The organism is Eggerthella sinensis (genome assembly GCF_003339815.1).
In the GTDB taxonomy this organism is placed as follows: Bacteria; Actinomycetota; Coriobacteriia; order Coriobacteriales; family Eggerthellaceae; genus Eggerthella; species Eggerthella sinensis.
This window is the reverse complement of the sequence record NZ_PPTT01000039.1, coordinates 12,721-32,101: the sequence shown is the minus strand read 5'-3', so window position 1 is coordinate 32,101 and position 19,381 is coordinate 12,721. Positions and strand designations below refer to the sequence as shown.

18 protein-coding genes are annotated in these 19,381 nt (G+C 51.5%); 16 read left to right on the top strand and 2 right to left on the bottom strand.

Annotated features, from left to right (window positions below; genetic code table 11):
- The 16 genes from cps2T to C1876_RS15940 form a co-directional block, all read left to right on the top strand.
- Window positions 1-1,167 (top strand): beta 1-4 rhamnosyltransferase Cps2T (gene cps2T, locus C1876_RS16005; RefSeq protein ID WP_211309568.1); only part of this gene is annotated, 1,167 nt, incomplete at its 5' end.
- Between the two features lie 89 nt (window positions 1,168-1,256).
- Window positions 1,257-2,375, top strand: a complete 1,119-nt coding sequence (locus C1876_RS16000) for a glycosyltransferase (RefSeq protein ID WP_114547721.1) — start codon at window positions 1,257-1,259, stop codon at window positions 2,373-2,375.
- Entirely contained in the window at window positions 2,372-3,499 is a 1,128-nt protein-coding gene (gene wecB, locus C1876_RS15995) for a non-hydrolyzing UDP-N-acetylglucosamine 2-epimerase (protein ID WP_114547720.1), read from the top strand. The genes C1876_RS16000 and wecB overlap by 4 nt, the downstream gene beginning before the upstream one ends.
- Before the next feature lie 40 nt (window positions 3,500-3,539).
- Window positions 3,540-4,970 (top strand): capsular polysaccharide export protein, LipB/KpsS family, encoded by a 1,431-nt coding sequence (locus tag C1876_RS15990; RefSeq protein ID WP_114547719.1) that lies wholly within the window; start codon window positions 3,540-3,542, stop codon window positions 4,968-4,970.
- A 107-nt stretch (window positions 4,971-5,077) separates the two neighbouring features.
- Window positions 5,078-6,328 carry a hypothetical protein gene (locus C1876_RS17545; RefSeq protein WP_148044557.1) on the top strand — a complete coding sequence of 417 codons (1,251 nt, stop codon included), beginning with the start codon at window positions 5,078-5,080 and terminating at the stop codon, window positions 6,326-6,328.
- Between the two features lie 3 nt (window positions 6,329-6,331).
- The gene (locus C1876_RS15985) at window positions 6,332-7,753 is read left to right on the top strand and encodes a lipopolysaccharide biosynthesis protein (protein WP_114547718.1); all 1,422 of its coding nucleotides are present in this window, start codon (window positions 6,332-6,334) and stop codon (window positions 7,751-7,753) included.
- Between the two features lie 79 nt (window positions 7,754-7,832).
- Window positions 7,833-8,459 (top strand): acyltransferase, encoded by a 627-nt coding sequence (locus C1876_RS18050; protein ID WP_148044556.1) that lies wholly within the window; start codon window positions 7,833-7,835, stop codon window positions 8,457-8,459.
- A gap of 73 nt (window positions 8,460-8,532) precedes the next feature.
- Window positions 8,533-9,552: a UDP-N-acetylglucosamine 4,6-dehydratase (inverting) gene (gene pseB, locus C1876_RS15980; protein ID WP_114547717.1), complete on the top strand. Its 1,020-nt coding sequence runs from the start codon at window positions 8,533-8,535 to the stop codon at window positions 9,550-9,552.
- Window positions 9,553-9,562: 10 nt separating this feature from the next.
- A complete protein-coding gene (pseC, locus tag C1876_RS15975) occupies window positions 9,563-10,777 on the top strand; it encodes a UDP-4-amino-4,6-dideoxy-N-acetyl-beta-L-altrosamine transaminase (protein WP_114547716.1) in 1,215 nt (404 codons plus the stop codon).
- Window positions 10,771-11,442, top strand: a complete 672-nt coding sequence (locus C1876_RS15970) for an LbetaH domain-containing protein (protein ID WP_170139528.1) — start codon at window positions 10,771-10,773, stop codon at window positions 11,440-11,442. Before pseC ends, C1876_RS15970 begins: the two co-directional genes overlap by 7 nt.
- Entirely contained in the window at window positions 11,435-12,124 is a 690-nt protein-coding gene (gene pseF / locus C1876_RS15965) for a pseudaminic acid cytidylyltransferase (RefSeq protein WP_114547725.1), read from the top strand. Before C1876_RS15970 ends, pseF begins: the two co-directional genes overlap by 8 nt.
- Window positions 12,125-12,131: 7 nt before the next feature.
- On the top strand, window positions 12,132-13,169 hold the full coding sequence (pseI, locus tag C1876_RS15960; RefSeq protein WP_114547715.1) for a pseudaminic acid synthase: 1,038 nt from the start codon (window positions 12,132-12,134) through the stop codon (window positions 13,167-13,169).
- A gap of 130 nt (window positions 13,170-13,299) precedes the next feature.
- Complete coding sequence (locus C1876_RS15955; protein WP_227114782.1) at window positions 13,300-13,650, top strand: GNAT family N-acetyltransferase; 351 nt, start codon at window positions 13,300-13,302, stop codon at window positions 13,648-13,650.
- 63 nt (window positions 13,651-13,713) lie between these two features.
- Entirely contained in the window at window positions 13,714-14,739 is a 1,026-nt protein-coding gene (locus tag C1876_RS15950; protein WP_148044555.1) for an NAD-dependent epimerase/dehydratase family protein, read from the top strand.
- Between the two features lie 37 nt (window positions 14,740-14,776).
- Window positions 14,777-15,760, top strand: a complete 984-nt coding sequence (locus C1876_RS15945) for a PseG/SpsG family protein (RefSeq protein ID WP_244910180.1) — start codon at window positions 14,777-14,779, stop codon at window positions 15,758-15,760.
- A 10-nt stretch (window positions 15,761-15,770) separates the two neighbouring features.
- Entirely contained in the window at window positions 15,771-16,964 is a 1,194-nt protein-coding gene (locus C1876_RS15940) for an ATP-grasp domain-containing protein (RefSeq protein ID WP_227114778.1), read from the top strand.
- Window positions 16,965-17,028: 64 nt separating this feature from the next.
- Here C1876_RS15940 and C1876_RS15935 read toward each other — a convergent pair whose 3' ends face one another.
- Window positions 17,029-18,273, bottom strand: coding sequence for a UDP binding domain-containing protein (locus C1876_RS15935; RefSeq protein ID WP_114547712.1), 1,245 nt, complete (start codon window positions 18,271-18,273; stop codon window positions 17,029-17,031).
- A gap of 46 nt (window positions 18,274-18,319) precedes the next feature.
- The gene (locus tag C1876_RS15930) at window positions 18,320-19,354 is read right to left on the bottom strand and encodes an NAD-dependent epimerase/dehydratase family protein (RefSeq protein ID WP_114547711.1); all 1,035 of its coding nucleotides are present in this window, start codon (window positions 19,352-19,354) and stop codon (window positions 18,320-18,322) included.
- Window positions 19,355-19,381 lie beyond the last annotated feature (27 nt).

The following is a 19,381-nucleotide window of genomic DNA, read 5'->3' as shown; positions in this document are numbered from 1 at the left end:
GGGGTCAGGCACGTCTACATCGTGGGGTGCAAGGGCATCCCCGCCCGCTACGGGGGCTTCGAGACGTTCGTCGAGAAGCTCACCGAGAACAGGGCGTCGGACGGCATCCGCTACCACGTGGCCTGCGCGGTCGACGAGATGCCGGAGGAGCCCGAGTACGAGCACAACGGCGCCCACTGCTTCTGCGTCGAGTGGCGCCCGATAGGCGCCGCGCGGGCGGTCGCCTACGACCTCGACGCGCTCGGATGGGCGATCCGCCACGCCGAGCGCAACGGCGTCGAGCGTCCCGTCTTCTACGTGCTCGCCTGCAGGATCGGGCCCTTCGTCGGCCGCTTCGCCCGCAGGATACGCAAGATGGGCGGCGCCCTGCTCGTCAACCCCGACGGACACGAGTGGATGCGCGCGAAGTGGAGCGCGCCGGTGCGCAGGTACTGGAAGGCGTCCGAAGCGGGCATGGTCAAGCACGCCGACCTGCTCGTCTGCGACAGCAGGACCATCGAGCGCTACATCCGAAAGGAGTACGCCCGCTTCTCGCCCGAGACGACCTACATAGCCTACGGCGCGGACACGGCCCCATCCCGGCTCTCCGACGACGACCCCGCCTTCGCGGGATGGCTCGAGCGCAACGGCCTGGAGCCGGGCGGCTACTACCTCGCCGTGGGCCGCTTCGTCCCCGAGAACAACTACGAGACGATGATCCGCGAGTTCATGGCGTCGGGCACGCGGCGGCCCTTCGCCCTCGTCACGGGCGTCGACGAGGGGTTCCTCGACGAGCTCGAGAAGCGCACGGGCTTCCGCGGCGACCCCCGCATCAGGTTCGTCGGCACGGTCTACGACCAGGAGCTGCTCAAGAAGGTCCGCGAGGGCGCCTTCGCCTACCTGCACGGCCACGAAGTCGGGGGCACGAACCCGAGCCTGCTCGAGGCGCTCGCCTCCACGCGGCTCAGCCTGCTGCTCGACGTCGGCTTCAACCGCGAGGTGGCCGAGGACGCCGCGCTGTACTGGACGAAGGAGGAGGGATCGCTGGGCTGGTTGATAAATACTGCGGAACAATTGCACGATGAAGCGATTCTTGAATACAGACGCTCTTCCACGCATGTGGTCGAGGATCATTACTCTTGGAATTACATTGCTACAAAGTATGAATCATTGTACCAAATCATCTGAAGAACGGATGAGCGATCGCAACACGCTAAGCGCCATGCGGAATTCAGAATTGCATTGCGACCCTCTGCCCCTTTGCGAAGGATAAATAAATGCGCGTAATAATGCAAATAAGGCGAAATGCATTTGAACTTCAGGGTGGAGATACTGTTCAGATGTTAAAAACCAAAGAAGCATTGGAACATATCGGAATCGAAGTCGATGTCTCGACAGATTTAAGACCCGATGTATCGAAATACGATGTCGTTCACTTGTTTAATTTAACACGTGTGCAGGAAACGTATATCCAAGCAAAGAATGCAAAATCGCAAAGGAAGCCTATCGTTCTCTCTACGATATATTGGCCAATTAATGAATTTGAAAAAAATGCAGCTGTAGGCATACGCGGCTTTATCGGAAAACATGTTGGCGTTGACACTATGGAGCGTTTGAAAGCCCTAGGAAAGTATCTTCTTAACGAGGACCGTGGAGAGGGCACACAATACCTAATTGGTCACAGTTATACAGATATGCAACGCGAGATATTGAAGCTTGCAGATGTTTGCCTGCCAAACGCAATGACTGAAATGGTAAAGATTCGAGAGGAATTGGGCTTCGAAACTGATAGCGTAATCGTTGTACCGAACGCGGTTGATACTCAGAGCATAGCGATTGCGCATTCTGATAACTCAGACAATTATTCAAAGTACAAGGATTGGATCGTTTGCGTCGGAAGAATAGACGTGAGGAAGAATCAAATGACGCTTCTTGACGCTTTGGAAGATTCCGATTACAACTTACTCGTTGTTGGCAAAAAATCTCCAGGTCATATGGGGTATGCAAATAGAGTGGTTGAGCGGTTGAATGCTAGTTCGAACATGGAATACGTTGAGCATATACCCAACGAAGAAATCTACAAGCTATACAAGCAGTGCAAAGTGAGTATTTTACCCAGTTGGTTCGAAACTCCTGGTTTAGCCAGTTTGGAAGCCGCTGCGATGGGCTGCGCCATCGTGGTGTCTCCGAAGGGCACAACGCAAGACTATTTCGGGGACTTAGCTTACTATTGCGACGTGCAAGACCCATCGTCAATACGTCAGTGCATTGAGAAGGCATACGGGAACGAATATGACAACAGATTATCAAAGAAGATTCTGTCGGAGTACACCTGGGAAAATGCGGCGGCAAAAACACTGCAAGGCTACGAGATGGCGATAAGGGCAGCAAAGTGAAAAGAATAATGCTAGTTTTTGGAACAAGGCCAGAAGCTATAAAAATGTGCCCTCTAGTCAACGAACTTAAAACACAGCCTAGCGAATTTGAAGTTAAAGTTTGCGTTACGGGTCAGCATAGGGAAATGCTCGACTCTGTCCTTGGTATTTTCAACGTTAAGCCAGACCACGATTTGGCAATTATGAAGCAGAATCAAACATTGTTTGACATAACGACAGAGGTTCTACTTTCAATTCGCGGCATTTACGAGCATTGCAAGCCTGATATTGTTCTCGTCCACGGCGATACGACTACTAGCTTTGCGGCCGCTCTAGCAGCGTACTACATGCGCATCGAGGTCGGACACGTCGAAGCAGGCTTAAGAACATATAATCCCTATTCTCCGTTTCCGGAAGAATTTAATAGACAATCAGTTGACTCTATTTCTGATTATCTATTTGCTCCAACCGAAATATCAAAAAACCACCTGTTGAGAGAGGGAAAGTCGGTTGACCGTGTTTTTGTCACTGGCAATACTGGCATAGACGCACTCTCAACGACGGTCTCGAAAGAATATACTCATGATCTATTTCGCTGGCTGGGAGATTCGAGATTGATCCTCATCACAGCACACCGCCGCGAAAACATCGGGCAGCCCATGAGGCACATGTTCCGAGCGATTAAGAAAGTCGTTGACGAAAATGCGTCACTAAAAGCAATATACCCAATTCATCCAAACCCGAAAGTGAGAGAGATCGCACATGAGGAATTGGATTCATGCAATCGCATAAAACTGATTGAGCCCTTAGATGTCTTGGATTTTCATAACTTTATGGCGAGAAGTTACGTCGTCATGACGGATAGCGGTGGAATACAAGAAGAGGCCCCCAGTCTCGGAAAGCCGGTACTTGTAATGCGCGACACTACCGAAAGACCTGAAGGCGTCGAGGCAGGCACTCTCAAACTAGTCGGCACACAAGAGAGCGACATATACAATGCACTGAATTCGCTTTTGCTGAACGAAGGCGAGTACGAGGCAATGTCGAAGGCGAGCAATCCTTACGGAGACGGCTCTGCTTCTAAACGTATAGCGGACATATTGCGTAACTGCCCTCGCTCAAATTCTAGAAGCGCTAGCAGATAAACGTGTGGTTGGATTATCGAGCTAGAATAGGTGCGCAGCTATGATTAAAAATATATGCTTTATAGGAAACTTCTATAAAACCCCTGTCTATCAAGCTATTGCTGATGGACTTGCGGCATGCGAGATCACAACATATTGGATTTCTTACAACCGTGATGAATACGAATTCCTAGTTTCCTCCTACGGTGATGAGCGTGTACTTCTTCTCGATAGGAGATACATTGAAAAAAATGATTCCGAAATGGTTGGCGATTTCAAAATCAACGAAATCGTTTTTGGGGATCGCGTTTGGAAGTACGACAAAAAAAATGGCATATCTTACTTGGCAAATGTCCAGAGTGCTCTCTATAACTTTATCAAAAGTAATGAGATACGTATAATCTTTGGCGAAGCGACAATGAGTTTGGAAATACTCGCATCTCGCATGTGCAGACAATGCGCAGAACTCAACTGCCATTATTACTCGCCCATGGGTACACGAATTCCGAGCGGAAGATTCTTTTTCTTCTCCGACGAAAAATTCACTAACGTTGTGCCAAAGTCTGGCCATCTGCACTTAGACGACGAGTCTATAAAAATAAAAGTCGAGCATCCCCAATACCTCAAGGTCAACGAACGTTTATTGAGGGAGAAAATGTCCTTATCGGGCAATCTCGATAGGCTCAAGCATTTCATTACGAACGATCATGTTGAAAGAAACAACCCAGCAGTTATTACGAATAGATTCACACGTTTAAAAGTAGTTGGACGGCAAATTATTAATCAGCATAGATATGATTCGCTCAAACGAGAGGATGAAGACTATCTGAGTAATAAGAAATATGTATTGTTCGGATTTCACGTACAGCCAGAAGCATCGGTGGATGTTTGCGGCAGGTACTTTGAAAACCAATCTGAGGTAGTGCTCAATATCTGGCGTCAACTTCCACCGAGATGGATTCTCGCACTGAAGGAGCATACAAACGGTATAGGCAATAGAAGCGTGAGATTCTTTAAAGAGTTGCAGAAATATCCCGGAATAGCATTAATGAACGAATCACTTGACTCTCACACATTAACAAAAAATGCGCAGCTTGTTGTCACGAATACGGGAACCATGGCCCTTGAGGCAGCTCTCATGGGCGTTCCTGCCGTAACGCTGTCCAAAACAGTGTTTAATTGCTTGCCATATTGCATGCATGCCACTTGGCAGGATTTCGAGCGATTCGATAATTTGGAGGCACTTATTTCGCACATTCGGCTGAATGGCAGTGGCGTCGAAGCTTACGAAGAACTAGTAAACAGACATTCGTATCCTGGCGTTTTGTCCGATGTGGTTTCCACTCCCAACATACTGGATGATGCCCAGAATATGAAAAATTTAATCTATGCTTTCAAGTCGGTTACAGAACAGATATGCAGCGAAATCCACGCCGAAACAGACGATGCCGCTCGACTTCGTAACACAACCAGCTACCAATCTCGCATATGACCCGCTTTTACGATTTTGATAGGAACATGACGGTGGCGTCATCGAGATTAACGGATGACACTCGAGGCAAATCCACAACGCCTTACTTTGAGCATGAAAAGAGGTGCATGTCGAAAAAAATCGTCATTGCGGTAATGGTGACGATGTCGGCGACAGGGATTTCAATCGCTAATGTAGGTTCTACGTCCATAACGCCTTTTTATCTCGCATTTATCCTTCCGTTAGCACTATGGGTCGTCTCTCTTGCGAAAGGCGAATCAAAGCTAGATGGACCCGTTGCATTCATGCTGTGCTGGGGAGTGATATTCGTATTATTCAGCATGATCAATCCTGCAAGCAGCTTTGCTGGTGAAAATAAAAACTCTTTGCTGCACTTCTGTTTTTATGTAGCCGTAGGTGCGTGTCTATTTGGCGTTTTGCGGAATCACTCATCTGATTTGAAAATCGTATGTTGCTCGGTAATTATCTTGTATTTTGCTGTTACAGCTGCTCAGCTGCTCTTTCACGTGCTCAGCGTTCCTGTACCGGATTTGTTAAGTCAATTTTTTGATCCGTATTTCGATCTGACAACCGGACAGCTTCGATACGCTGGACTATCCTCAGAACCTTCTTATTTAGCAATGATTGTCACCATGAGCGCAATCGCTCTTGTTCGTATCAACAAAGTCGATCCGTGCAAGCATCTATGGGTATTGCTTGCACTTTCCGTTTTAACGCTGCTCATTTCCCAAACCATGCTGGGGATTATGTCTGTTGCAGTAATCCTCGTCGCCGTGTTTTCTGATATACGTTCGCGTTCAAACTCGAAAGTATACAGCGCACTGACAATCGTCTTTATCTTGATAGTCGTAATTATGGCGCTGGACCAAATCGCCTCCAACTATTATTTTAATCGGCTTACAGAATTGGTTAGTGCAGTGTCCACTTCGGGAAGGCAATTTCTTACTCAGCTTCAGAATTCGGATTCTAGCGTTTGGTTCCGTATTGCGCCATTTGTTTTGTTAGTTGGATCCTTGGATTTCATGTCCATATACGCATGGTTCGGAAATGGTATTGGCACGAGCACGAAGTTTTATACAAATTTAATCTGGGGTAGCAACGCAGGAAGCGAAGCTATTAGAACGCCGTTCTATTCAAGCAGCATGTATGATATAGGCATAGTTGGCATGCTCTCATTCCTTATTTACATACTTCGTTTCTGTTGGAGCTCAGGGTTTATCTGTTGCTTCTATTTGTGTATTTGCTATTGGAATTGCGCGTTTTCGACCCAAGCCTTTTGGTTTTTGACGCTAATAGCATTTTGGACCAGCTCGTTCTGTCGTTCTGTCGAGTTTACGAAAAAGAGAAGGACGCCTTAACTCGTGGATGCAAAATCCTTTATTGGCGATACATTAAAATATGCGTTTCCGTCTGTAGTTTCTGCCCTGGTAACAATCGTTGCCATCCCCTTGATTACCAGGCTTTATCCTGCAAGCGATTATGGAATTATCAGCCTCTACTATTCCATGGGCACATTACTCGCGTCGCTGTTCACTCTAGGATTAACCAATGCATGCGTAAGGTTTTTCTACGAGCCTCCGCACGATGCAACCTCCAAACAGCTCTTTAATTTTACTTTTTTTGTCGGAATCCTAGTAACATCAGTGGTGTTCGTATTTACGTACATCTTTGCTGGTCAGACAGTTTCAATATATCTATTTGGCAGTTATGACCCTATTGCTTTAGTACTGTTTTTCATTTACATCATATCGACCATCTGTTATCGGCTTCAAATGCAATTTGCGCGTTTGTCCGGAAGCGTTATTAGCTTCAATGCGCAGCAGATTGCATACATCGTTTCCAACAAGCTCCTCTTTGTAGTCGCGGTTGGCTATTCGACCGATTATATATACGCAATTCTACTCATTACCGTAGCAACTGCAGCCGAGGTCCTCTTTGTTGGCAGTAGAAGTCTGAAATTTGAAAAGGCGCTTCCCGGTTCCAAGGCAAAAAAGGACATGCTTACATTTTCATTGCCCCTGTTGCCAAAAGACGCCGCCCTTATGATAGATTCTTCGGTGGGAAAGTTGATTCCGAGTTTTTTTCAAGACTTCTATTCTTTGGGCGTTCTCGCAATGGCGACGACGATTGCCAATGCGTTTGCCCTAATAGGCAGTGCTTTTAGCGTTTATTGGGGTCCTTTCGTATACAAGAATTACAAAACAGACCAACAGTTCATTAAGCAAATTCATAACTATGTCGTATTGGCGTCAATTGCCATGACGTTGGCTGTCTTTTTATTCCAAGACGCGCTGTTTCTAATGCTTGATGATTCCTACAGGGTCTCTCAATCTTATTTTATGCTCTTGATGTTGATGCCTGCTCAAATTCTTATTAGCGAGACAACGACATACGGCATAACCCTTGCGAACAAAACCAATATAGCAATGGTTATTTCCTTGGTGAGCTGTTCCGCCAATCTCTTGATTTCCTTTTTTCTATACCCGTTTCTCGGTCCGCTATCTTGCGCAATCGGTATTGGCGTGTCGTCTGTTTTGCGCCTTACTATTGGCACAATCGAAGGTCAAAAATTTTATTCCAGCATTTCCAGTGCGAGACAAACTACTTACGGGGTTGTAGTCATTGCTATCGTATGCGTGATCAATCTCCTGGTTTTTAATAGTTTTCGATTCCGATTTGCAATTTTTTCGGTCGCATTCATCGTTACTTGTATCGTCTATCGTGACGAAGTGAAGCGAGTCCTACGCCTGCTCAAAGCAGCCGCAGCAAAGCTACATGCGTGAAATAGCCGCCGGATGGTTGCTATCGCCTTGTTTACGCAAATCAGCCGTGTGAAAAGAGTTGATGAAAATAGGATATCTGATGGGCATACCAAAAACCGTTATTTTCAATTTGCGATACTTTCCGTTTAAGACCGCCATTAAGTTTCCCGTTGCCATATCCTCAAACGTGAAACTGAACAGCTTGAAGGGCTCGGTCGCGATTGAGGCCAGTAATATTTCATCATTCATGATCCGAATGGGAGGTAGCAAGAGCCGAGGTTATCCGCGATCCATATGGAACAATTTTGGAACGGTGTTGTTCAGGGGTACGGCTTCTTTTGGTCAAGGCTGCGTAATATCGGTCGGTCATAATGCGGTTCTCGATTTTGGTGACCAGTTCCGCACTCCACACCGCACAGAAATCCAGTGCTTTCACAGCATTAAGCTCGGACATGATTGCCTTATATCTTGGGATTGCTTACTTATGGATACGGATTTCCATCAGTTATCGCGTAATTCCGACAACACCAACAACGATACGTCTATATCAATTGGCAATCATGTTTGGATAGGTTGTCGATCAACGATATTAAAAGGTTCAGACATTCCTGATGGCTGCGTTGTTGGTGCCAACTCGAATGTCGTTTCTCAATTTTCACTTGAAAACAGTGTGTTAGCGGGCAATCCGGCTCGAAACATCAAGAATGGCATTTCTTGGAAAGAATAACCATCTGAGATGTTCGAAAAAACTCAATTACCTGTTAGTCATTTACATCAATCACTATCGAAAAGGAAAAGCTATGAACGGAAAATCGATCCTAATTACTGGCGGTACCGGTTCGTTCGGCAATGCATTCACATATTTTGCTCTTAAGAACTATGATCCGGCAAAAATTATAATCTACTCACGCGACGAATATAAACAATTCGTTATGCGTAACAAGTTCATTGAGCTAGGCAAGGCGGATGGAGTTGATTACGACTCGAAACTTCGCTACTTTATCGGTGACGTTCGCGACGAATCGCGTATGCGTCGCGCTCTTAATGACGTCGATTACATCGTCCACGCAGCCGCACTCAAACAAGTTCCCGCTTGCGAGTACAACCCTATGGAAGCTGTCAAAACGAATATCGATGGCGCGATGAACATCGTGAACGCAGCGCTTGATTCTGGTGTTCAGAAAGTTGTCGCGCTTTCGACGGACAAGGCCGTCAATCCGGTGAACCTTTACGGGGGGACAAAGCTCGTATCCGACAAGCTGTTCATCGCCGCGAACGCTTACCGCGGCCAATCGGGCACCACGTTCTCCGTTGTTCGCTATGGCAACGTTGCCGGATCTCGCGGATCCGTCATCCCGTTTTTCGACAATCTCATCAGAAATGGGGCGACGGAGCTTCCTATCACCGATATGCGCATGACCCGTTTTTGGATCTCGCTTGACGAGGGGATCGAACTGGTTGTCAAGGCTCTCGAGGAAGCCCAGGGCGGCGAGACGTTCATATCGAAAATCCCCTCCTTCAAGGTAACCGATCTGGCCACCGCGATGGCCCCTCGCGCAAAGCAGGTTGAGGTCGGCATACGTGAGGGCGAGAAGCTACACGAGTGCATGGTTCCCGCCGCTGATAGCATGACCACTTATGAGTACGATAAAAACTTCATCATCTACCCCCATATGGAATGGTGCAAACTCGGCGATATCGATTTGCATGGTGGCAAAAAAGTCGAAAACGGCTTCGTGTACGATTCAGGCACCAATGACGAATGGCTCTCCGTCGAGGAGCTGCGAGAACTCGTCTCCCAGATGAGCATCCACTACTAAGGGGACGGCTATGGAGGAGCTAGCAATCAATGGCGGAAAGCCAGTTCGCGAGACACTGTTGGGCTATGGGCGTCAGAACGTATCCGATGCCGACATCCAGGCGGTTGTCGCAACTCTGAGAAGCGATTATCTAACATGCGGGCCCGCTACCGAGCGATTCGAAGAAGCGCTTAAGGCGGCCTCTGGGGCAAAGTTTGTGACTGCTGTTGCAAACGGAACGGCAGCTCTGCATGTAGCGTGTCTTGCAGCGGGGATCAGGGATGGCGACGAGGTGATCGTGTCGCCTATCACGTTCGCCGCATCCGCTAACTGCGTGCTTTACTGCGGCGGGACTCCGGTATTTGCGGACATCGACGAAAGCACATGGAACGTTTCCCCCGCTTCGATTCGCGAGAAGATAACCGACAAGACAAAAGCCGTCGTCGCTGTCGACTTTGGCGGCGTGCCCGTCGACCTCGATGAGATTCGCTCGATTTGCGACGAGTTCGACTTGACGCTCATCGAGGATGCCGCCCATTCTATCGGGAGCTCCTTTAAAGGGCAACTTATTGGAAGCGTCGCAGACATCACAACGTTCAGCTTCCACCCCGTGAAGACGGTGACCACGGGAGAAGGCGGGGCTGTGTGCACGAACGATCCGAAGCTGGCTGAGCAGATCTCCCTATTTGCCAAGCACGGCATTACGCGAGAAAAAGCCTTCATGGAACACCCCGATGAAGGCGATTGGTATTACGAACAGCTCGAGCTCGGGTACAATTATCGGATCAGCGATATTGAAGCGGCTTTGGGAGTTTCCCAGATCGAACGCTTGCCCGAATTCGCCGCAAGAAGGCGCGATATTGTATCCGTCTACAACGCGGAGTTTTCGAAGTGCCCAGAGGTGTCGTTTCAGGCCGATCCCGCGCCGGAGGAATCGGTTCGTCATCTGTACTGTCTCCGTTTCGATCTGGAGGCCTTGGGTGAGACGCGGCGTTTTGTTTTCGATGCCCTTCGCGCCGAGGGCATCGGGGTAAACGTCCATTACCTGCCTGTCTACCGTCTACCCTACTATCAGCGCAGGGGCTACGATGCGAACTGTTGTCCTGTCGCGAATGCATACTACGAGGAAGCGATAACCCTGCCTCTGCATTGCTGCATGACCGATGACGATGTGCGGAGCGTCATCGAGTCGGTTCGTAAGGTTATTGGTTGGTGCAAGGTTCGAGGCCGGCGATCCGAATGCTGATGGCGCAATCGCTGACCGAAATAAATGCAATGCTGGTGAAACAGCTCGATTCGTTCTTCTTCCTGAGTGACGAAGAGGAGCATGCAATCAAGCTGAATATTCCTTGCGCAATGAGAAAATGCGAGCGGTCGTTTTCGAAAACCAGAAACAAGTATTACAACGAAGCGGGTATAACTAAGTTCGATCCGCTTCATGGATGCCAGTGGTCTCGATTTCTTTATGAGCTAGCTCGTTGTATATTCGTCGGAGGAGGGGTAACGTCTGTGTGCGACAAACTGTATGCACTCAACAAAGCAATGGCCTCCGTTGATCTGTTCTACCAGGTAGCACTGCCCGATATTTTTATGTTCGACCACCCTTTTGGAGCCGTTATGGGACGTGCGAGCTATTCGGATTATTTCACGTTTTCGCAAGGATGCACGGTTGGGAACAATCGAGGCATCTATCCTCGATTCGGGCACTCGGTTTTCATGCTGTCGGACAGCAAGGTGATCGGCAATTGCGAGATTGGTAGCAACGTAATTATTGGCGCCAACGCTTACGTTAAAGACGCGAGCATCCCCGACAACTCCCTCGTCTTCGGACAAAGCCCGAATCTCGTGATTAAGGAAAATCGTGCAGATGCGGTTCGGGCATACGCCGAACAGGTATTCCGCTATGAATAACATCGCTATCATCACAGCACGCGGCGGTTCAAAACGCATCCCGCGCAAGAACATCAAGGAGTTCTGCGGAAAGCCTATCATCGCCTACTCGATCGAAGCTGCTCTGGAGAGCGGCTTATTCGACGAGGTGATGGTATCCACCGACGATGAGGAGATCGCTGAAGTCGCCCGGTTCTACGGGGCTTCCGTCCCCTTTATGAGAAGCAAGGAGACAAGCGACGACTACGCAACCACCGCTGACGTGATTATCGAGGTGCTGAAAGAGTACGAAGAACGTGGGGGCAATTTCGGGTTACTGTGCTGCATCTATCCTACGGCTCCCTTCGTTTCTGCAGACGAGCTCGCAAAAGCGTGGGATATTATTGAATCCGGTGCGCCGTCAGTCATTCCGGTTACCGATTTCGATTTCCCCCCGCAACGTGGGTTTTGCATTTCAGAGGACGAGAGCATTTTTTATGCATATCCTGAATATGCTTTCTCCCGCAGTCAAGATCTTCCGCGGATGGTGCATGATTGCGGGCGCTTTTTCATGGCTAGAACCGAAGTGTTCCTCACTCATGAAACGGCAGTAGTGGAAGGTTGTCGCTCCTTGTATATCGACCCGCGCTTCGTGCAAGACATCGATACCATGCAAGACTGGGAACTTGCCGAAATGAAATATCGGATGATGAGGAAGAGGTAACGACGCTATGCGGCTACTCGAGACAATTCAAAAGGGAGACGTCTACTTTATTGCAGAGATGTCTGGAAACCACGGAGGCAGCCTAGACAAGGCCCTCGAGATAGTACGAGCGGCAGCAGAAACGGGTGCCGATTGCCTGAAGATACAGACCTTTACCGCTGACACGATCACCATCAACGCCAATACGCCCGATTTTCAAACGCAAAAAGGCGGGCTATGGGAAGGACGAACCCTCTACGACCTATACGCAGAGGCGCATACGCCATGGGAGTGGCAAAAGGCGATTAAGGACGAATGCGAGTCTTTGGGCATGGACTTTCTGTCTTCGGTGTTCGATCCGACATCCGTCGACTTTCTTGAGACGATCGGGGTCGAAGCTTACAAGATTGCTTCACCTGAGCTTATCGACACGCCCCTCATCAGGTATGCCGCTTCGAAGATGAAGCCCATGATCATATCTTGCGGCATGGGAACGCTTGAAGAAATTCAAGAGGCCGTAGACGCGTGCAAAGTCGTAGGCAACGAACAAATCGTATTGCTTAAATGCACGAGCGAGTATCCTGCGGTTTACGAAGATATGAATATCTCGACCATGGCAGACATGCGAGACCGATTCGGTTGCGCGGTAGGTCTCTCCGACCACTCGATGGGCTATTCTGTTGACGTTGCTGCCGCCGCGCTCGGCGCGAGCGTTATCGAGAAACACTTCTGCATTAGCCGCGAAGAAAAAACCGTCGATTCGTCCTTCTCCATGGAAAAGGACGAGTTCGCTCGCATGATTGAAGACATACGGCTAGCAAAAGCGGCGATCGGCATCCCTTCGTACCAAAGAACAAAGCGCGAGAAGGCTGGGCTGTTTGGTCGCCGTTCGCTCTATGCTGTGGCGGATATCCGCATAGGGGAGCCTTTCACGAGCGAGAATGTCAGAAGCATCCGCCCCGCTTACGGGCTTGAGCCGAAGCACCTTGACGAGCTTCTTGGAAAGGAAGCGGGCAGGGATATCCCCTTCGGTTCGCCAATCAAAATAGAAGACTTACGAGGTTGATGATGGGTTCTGTAGCTTTACGAGACATTCGGGAATCCGACGTGGGCAGAGTATTCGACTGGGTGTCCAAGCCTTGGTATGTCGACGAATTCGCAGGCAGCGCCATGCCTACGCTCGATGCACATAAGGCATACTTCGATTCCGTCATTGGGGGGGGGTATGCTTCTTAGCGGTCGAATTTGAAGGAGTACATGTAGGAAACGCCGGTTTGAAAAACATTCACAACGGCAAAGGCGAAATCTGGTACTACATCGGTGACGAATCATGGAGGGGGAAAGGGATTGCCACCGCGCTTGTTGCCGAGTTGATTGACTACTCAAGGGATCTTTGTTTGGAAGCACTTTATGCAAGAGTCTTGGAAAACAATGTCGGTAGTCGGAGGGTTCTCGAGAAGAATGGCTTTCAACTAGCTTCTGACAACTTCGGATTGCACAAGGGCATGTTGATGCTCAAGTACGAAAGAACTATAAAAAGCGGATAGAGGGTGAAGGCGTCGTTTTCGGGCATCCCTTATTCGCAAATCGAAATAGGGAGGTTCTTGAAAATGGCGAAGTGCATCGTGATTGGCGCGTCGAGCTTTATCGGAGTTTACACTGTCCAAGCATTCCTGGATGCAGGATATAAGGTGGTTGGCACCGGGAGGAATCCGCGTTTCGCCGAACACTATGCTCAAAAAGGCGTCGAATACATCTCTTATGATTTGGACGAACCGAACGCATGCGATGCTCTTCCCAAGGATGCGGACGTCGTCGTACATCTTGCCGGAAGGCTTCCTGCAAACTCGACATTCGACCTGAAGGACTCCGATGACGCTGCAAAATATATCGTAACAAATACGCTTGGCGCGGCGTATCTTCTTGAATGGTGCAGAAGAACGGGAGTCAAAAAGATACTCACGACCACTTCGTATGCGGATGTTCAACGTAAGTGGGATTGCGGCGAGCCCGTAAGCGAAACGTGGGAAAGAGACTTTCTTATGCATGGCGATCATGCCGCGTACGTAATCTCAAAAAACGCAGCGAGCGACCTCATGTGCTACTACAATGAGCAGCACGGCATGAAGAACGTTATCTTCCGATTGCCGCCGGTCTACGGGGTTGGTCCGCATACGTCATTGAGAGTAAACGGTACTATTAGAAAGTCGGGGATCGGCCTTTTCGTTGACAAGGCGAAACGGGGCGAGCCGATATCCGTGTATGGCGATGGACTCGCCGCAAGAGACGTCGTGTATGTGAAGGATGTCGCTACCGCTTTTGTGCAGGCTGCGGAAAGCGATCGCGCTTCGGGTTTGTACAACATCGGATCGGGAACCACCACCTCGCTCCTCCAGCAAGCCAAGGTCATTGCGGAAGTTTTCGGTGGAGACGTTGGGAGGTCTCTCGTTTCAACCGACACATCGAAGTCGAACGGAGTGGTTCCTTATTCGTTCGATATCGAGAAAGCTCGTACCGATTTCGGCTATGAGCCAGAATGCAATACGTTCTATAAATTGATGCGCGATTGGAAAGAGGAAGAAGAACGAGGGGAATACCCCCTCTTGTTCGACGGGATTCACAGTGATCTACTTTAGGGTCGATAGCAACAATGCCATATCGGCGGGACACGTTATGCGCTGCCTCGCGATAGCCGAAGCGCTGAGATTACGAGGTGCGCCGTGCGCGTTCCTGTGCGCTGACGCAGAGTCAAACGAGTTGATCGAAAGCAACGGCTTCAAGTGCATCGTGTTGGATGGCAATTGGCGAAATCTTGCTGTTGAGGTCCCTCAGCTTCTGGAGCTCCTTCGGAATGATCCGAACCCCGTATTGCTGATTGACACGTACAGCGTGGATTCCGATTATGTCGCCAGACTGCATAAGGATGCAAAGGTTTGCTATCTGGGGAGTAAGCCGCTGGTTGCTCCTGAATTGAGCCTGCTCGTCAATTATAGTACGAAAATCGATGTACCATTCTACGAGAGAACATACGGCGCGACTTCCACGAAGCTGTGTCTGGGGCCTTCGTACGCTCCTCTTCGAAAAGAATTCGTCGCGCGAGACGTCCCTGCTTCCAGCGAGGTCAAATCCGTGCTGATAACAACGGGCAACACGGACAACGAGGGCTTTGCGAACACGCTATTGACGAAGGCGCTCGCGTCAAAGTCTCTTTCAAGCGTACGGTTCAGGGTGGTTGTCGGGCCACTGTTCCAGAGGGCGGATCAGCTTGAGATGGCGTACGGAAGCCATGCCCGAGTCGATTTGTTATTCAATGCGACCGACATGTCCCCCATCATGCGGAATGCCGATCTTGCCGTCTCTGCCTGCGGTACAACACTATACGAACTTGCCGCCTGCGGCGTGCCGACGGTCGGCTTCTCGCTTGTTCCGGAGCAGACGGAAAGCGGGGGCAGCCTATCCGAGCTTGGCGTCATCGAGTACGCAGGTGCGGCCTACGAAGATCTTGACGGTTGTGCTGGGCGGATCGTTTCCTCTCTTGAGCAGCTTGCTGTAGATATGGAAAAACGATGCAGCATGTCAAAGGAGTTCCACAAGCTGAGCGATGGGCGTGGATGCGATAAGATATCCGACGAATTGATGCTGCTGTGCGAGAATTGAGGTGTTCTGCGTGAAAAAGGTGATCATGCTCGGAGCCGGTCCGTTGCAGGTTGCAGCCATCAAAAAGGCGAGAGACCTAGGCTTTCGCGTTATTTGCGTCGACTATGACCCCGATGCCGTCGGTTTCGAGTTCGCCGATCAAACGGAAATAATCAGTACGCTCGATGCCGAGTCGATCATTGCGCTCGCGAAAAGGGAAGATGTCGATTTTGTTATCACTTCGACAAGCGACGCCCCCGTAAGGACGGCTTCTTTTGTATCTGAGCAGCTTGGCCTGCCCGTCGGCATATCCTACGTCGATTCGATATGTGCGACTCACAAAGACGCCATGCGCCGTCGTTTGGCAGAGCGCAATGTTCCTATTCCGGAGTTCAGAGTGTGCAACGATGCCGACGAGTTCATCGATGCCTTGAATCACTTTGAATATCGATGCATCGTGAAACCTGCGGATGGCGCAGCAAGCAGAGGGGTGAAGCTGCTGGATCCTTCGAATCGGAATGAGGATCCGAAGGAATTGTTTGCCCAGGAAATGAACTTCTCTCGCAAAGGCACCCTGATGGTTGAGCAATGCATTCGAGGGGCCGAGGTAAGCGTCGAGGGCATAACCGTCAACGGAAAGACCCACATATTGGCTATCACCGATAAACTGGTGACGGAACCGCCGTATTTCGTCGAGCTAGGCCACTCTGAACCAGCTCTTTTGAACGATTCCGAGAAGGCTCAAATAGAGAAAATCGCGTGTGCGGCGATCGAAGCTGTGGGAATCGTGAACGGTCCTTCCCATACCGAGATCATGGTAACGGATAGCGGGCCGATGGTGATCGAAATCGCCGCACGACTTGGGGGCGACTACATCACTTCTCGACTAGTCCCTCTTTCAACGGGGATCGATATGGTTGGCGCCTCGGTGGAGCTTGCGCTGGGGTTGCCGATAGATATCTCTCCGTGTATACAGGGTGGAAGCGCCATTAGGTTCATCGTCTCAAGCGCGGGAGTGATTTCCGATATCGATATCGATTCTGCGATGTACGATTTGCCCGGCTTCGAGGAGCTCGAGCTGTACAAAAAGCCCGGAGATGCCATATCCGAGCCCCATTCGAGCAATGATCGTGTTGGTCACGTGCTATGCACCGGCCCGGATGCTCAGTCGGCAAGGGAGACGGCCGAAAAAGCCCTTTCGATGGTTCGCGTAGCGCTTCGCTGAGCGTTTTCAGCTACGAAAACCATTTTAACTTGAGCGAATCGAGCTGAGCCGTGCTCGTGGAAATCTAGTCTCGTCTGAACAGGTCCCTCGTGTACACCTTGCTCGCGACATCCTCCAGCTCGGGGTTCCAGCGGTTCGCCACGATGAGGTCGCAGCGGCCCTTGAACGCGGCCAAGTCGCGCTCTACCTCGCTGCCGAAGAAGTCGCTCGTATCCAGCGTCGGCTCATACACCAGGACGTTCACGCCCTTGGCCTTCACTCGCTTCATGATCCCCTGCACTGACGAGGCGCGGAAGTTGTCCGAGCCGGTCTTCATGGTGAGGCGGTAGACTCCCACGACCGGGCCCTCGACGCCTGCCACCCGCGCCAGCACCTCGTCGGCCACGAAGTCCTTGCGGGTGCGGTTCGCATCCACGATGGCCCCGACCAGGTTCTGCGGCACGTCGGCGTAGTTTGCCAGCAGTTGCTTGGTGTCCTTGGGAAGGCAGTAGCCCCCGTAGCCGAACGAGGGGTTGTTGTAGTGCACCCCCACGCGCGGGTCGAGGCACACGCCCTCGATGATGCGTGCGGCGTCAAGCCTGCGGGCGCAGGCGTAAGTGTCGAGCTCGTTGAAGTAGGCGACGCGCAGCGCGAGGTAGGTGTTCGCGAACAGCTTCACCGCCTCGGCCTCGGTGGACCCGCAGACGAGGACAGGGATGCCATGCGAACCGTCAGGGTTCTCGCGCTCCCGCTCGACAGGGTCGGCCCCCTCGGCGAGCAGCGCGGCGAAGCGGCCCGCCACCCGCACCGCCTCCGGGTCGTCCTCGTCGCACCCCACCACGATGCGCGACGGATGCAGGTTGTCGTAGAGCGCGCGGCCCTCGCGCAGGAACTCGGGGCTGAAGAGGATGCGGCGGTCGCCGAGGCGCTCTCGCAGCTGGGCGGTGTATCCTACGGGTACGGTCGACTTGATCACGATCCAAGCGTCCGCATTGGCCGCGCGAATCGCCTCGACCGCCGCCTCGACGCTCGAGGTGTCGAAGAAGTTCAGGGCGGGGTCGTAGTTCGTCGGCGTCGCCACCACGGCGAACTCGGCGCCGGGGTAGACCTCAGCGGGGTTGGTCGCGGCGCGGAACGACAGAGGGCGCTCGCCCGAGGCATCCATCGCGAGGAACGCCTCGATCTCCGCGTCGGCGATAGGGCTCTCGCCGCGGCCCAGCGTGGCCACCTTCCCCTCGTCGATGTCGAGGGCCGTCACCTCGTGGCCCTGTGCGAGCAGCAGGGCCACGGACAGTCCGACGTAGCCGGTCCCGGCGATTGCGATCTTCATGTCTATTCTCCTGTCAAAGTGCCGATCGAACCTGAGAGCTTGGTGCCTAGAGCGCGTAGTACCCCCTGTACCAGCGTGCGAACTCGCGCAAGCCGTCCTCGAGAAGAGTGGACGGCTTGAAGCCGAAATCGCGCCCTAGCTCGGAAACGTCGGCGTACGTCTGGTAGACGTCGCCGGGCTGCATGGGAAGCAGCTCGTGAACGACAGGCCTGTCCGCGACACCTTCCTCGGCCAGCACCGCCTCGAGTGTCTCGACGAATCTCATCAGGCTTTCAGGGTGGTTGTTGCCGATGTTATACACTTTGTAGCATGCACCGTCCTTGGTGGGCTTGGGCGCTCTCCCCATGACATTCACGACGCCTTCTACGATATCGTCGATGTAGGTGAAGTCGCGACGCATGTCGCCCATGTTGTATATCTGGATGGGCTCCCCCCGCACGATCTTGTCAGTGAACTTGAAATAGGCCATGTCGGGGCGGCCCATGGGGCCGTAGACGGTGAAGAAGCGCAGGCCCGTCGCTGGGATGTCGTAGAGTTTGGAGTAGGCATGCGCCATGAGCTCGTTGGACTTCTTCGTCGCCGCGTAGAGCGACACCGGATAGTCGACCTGGTCGGACTCGGAGTATGGGACTTTCTCGTTGCCCCCGTAGACCGACGATGACGAGGCGTAGACGAGATGCTCGACGGGGTGATGGCGGCACGCCTCCAGGACGTTGAAGAACCCGATGAGATTGGAGTCGACGTATGCCCGCGGGTTGTCGATGGAGTAGCGCACGCCTGCCTGGGCGGCCAGGTTCACGACGATCGACGGATTGCACTCGGCGAACGCCCGATTGACGGCCGCCCCGTCGGCTATGTCGGCGCGGACGAACTCGAAGCGCCTCGTGCCCCCGTCAGCCTCGCGCAGCATGCGCAGGCGATCCTCCTTGATGCCCACGTCGTAGTAGTCGTTCATGTTGTCGATCCCGACGATATGAACGTTGGTGCCCTCCAGCAGCCGCTTACACAGGAACGACCCTATGAAGCCGGCCGCGCCGGTGATGAGAATTGTCTTATGCAGCTTTTTTGTTTTCCCTGACATAGCTTCGTCTTCCTAATTTCCGCCAAC

What these genes read in the sequence shown, in the direction of transcription:
- C1876_RS16000 (WP_114547721.1), top strand. Translation starts at nt 1,257, where the DNA reads ATGCGCGTAATAATGCAAATAAGGCGAAATGCATTTGAACTTCAGGGT.
- C1876_RS15990 (WP_114547719.1), top strand. Translation starts at nt 3,540, where the DNA reads ATGATTAAAAATATATGCTTTATAGGAAACTTCTATAAAACCCCTGTC.
- C1876_RS17545 (WP_148044557.1), top strand. Translation starts at nt 5,078, where the DNA reads ATGTCGAAAAAAATCGTCATTGCGGTAATGGTGACGATGTCGGCGACA.
- C1876_RS18050 (WP_148044556.1), top strand. Translation starts at nt 7,833, where the DNA reads ATGGGCATACCAAAAACCGTTATTTTCAATTTGCGATACTTTCCGTTT.
- pseB (WP_114547717.1), top strand. Translation starts at nt 8,533, where the DNA reads ATGAACGGAAAATCGATCCTAATTACTGGCGGTACCGGTTCGTTCGGC.
- pseC (WP_114547716.1), top strand. Translation starts at nt 9,563, where the DNA reads ATGGAGGAGCTAGCAATCAATGGCGGAAAGCCAGTTCGCGAGACACTG.
- C1876_RS15970 (WP_170139528.1), top strand. Translation starts at nt 10,771, where the DNA reads ATGCTGATGGCGCAATCGCTGACCGAAATAAATGCAATGCTGGTGAAA.
- pseF (WP_114547725.1), top strand. Translation starts at nt 11,435, where the DNA reads ATGAATAACATCGCTATCATCACAGCACGCGGCGGTTCAAAACGCATC.
- pseI (WP_114547715.1), top strand. Translation starts at nt 12,132, where the DNA reads ATGCGGCTACTCGAGACAATTCAAAAGGGAGACGTCTACTTTATTGCA.
- C1876_RS15950 (WP_148044555.1), top strand. Translation starts at nt 13,714, where the DNA reads ATGGCGAAGTGCATCGTGATTGGCGCGTCGAGCTTTATCGGAGTTTAC.
- C1876_RS15945 (WP_244910180.1), top strand. Translation starts at nt 14,777, where the DNA reads ATGCGCTGCCTCGCGATAGCCGAAGCGCTGAGATTACGAGGTGCGCCG.
- C1876_RS15935 (WP_114547712.1), bottom strand. Translation starts at nt 18,273, where the DNA reads ATGAAGATCGCAATCGCCGGGACCGGCTACGTCGGACTGTCCGTGGCC.
- C1876_RS15930 (WP_114547711.1), bottom strand. Translation starts at nt 19,354, where the DNA reads ATGTCAGGGAAAACAAAAAAGCTGCATAAGACAATTCTCATCACCGGC.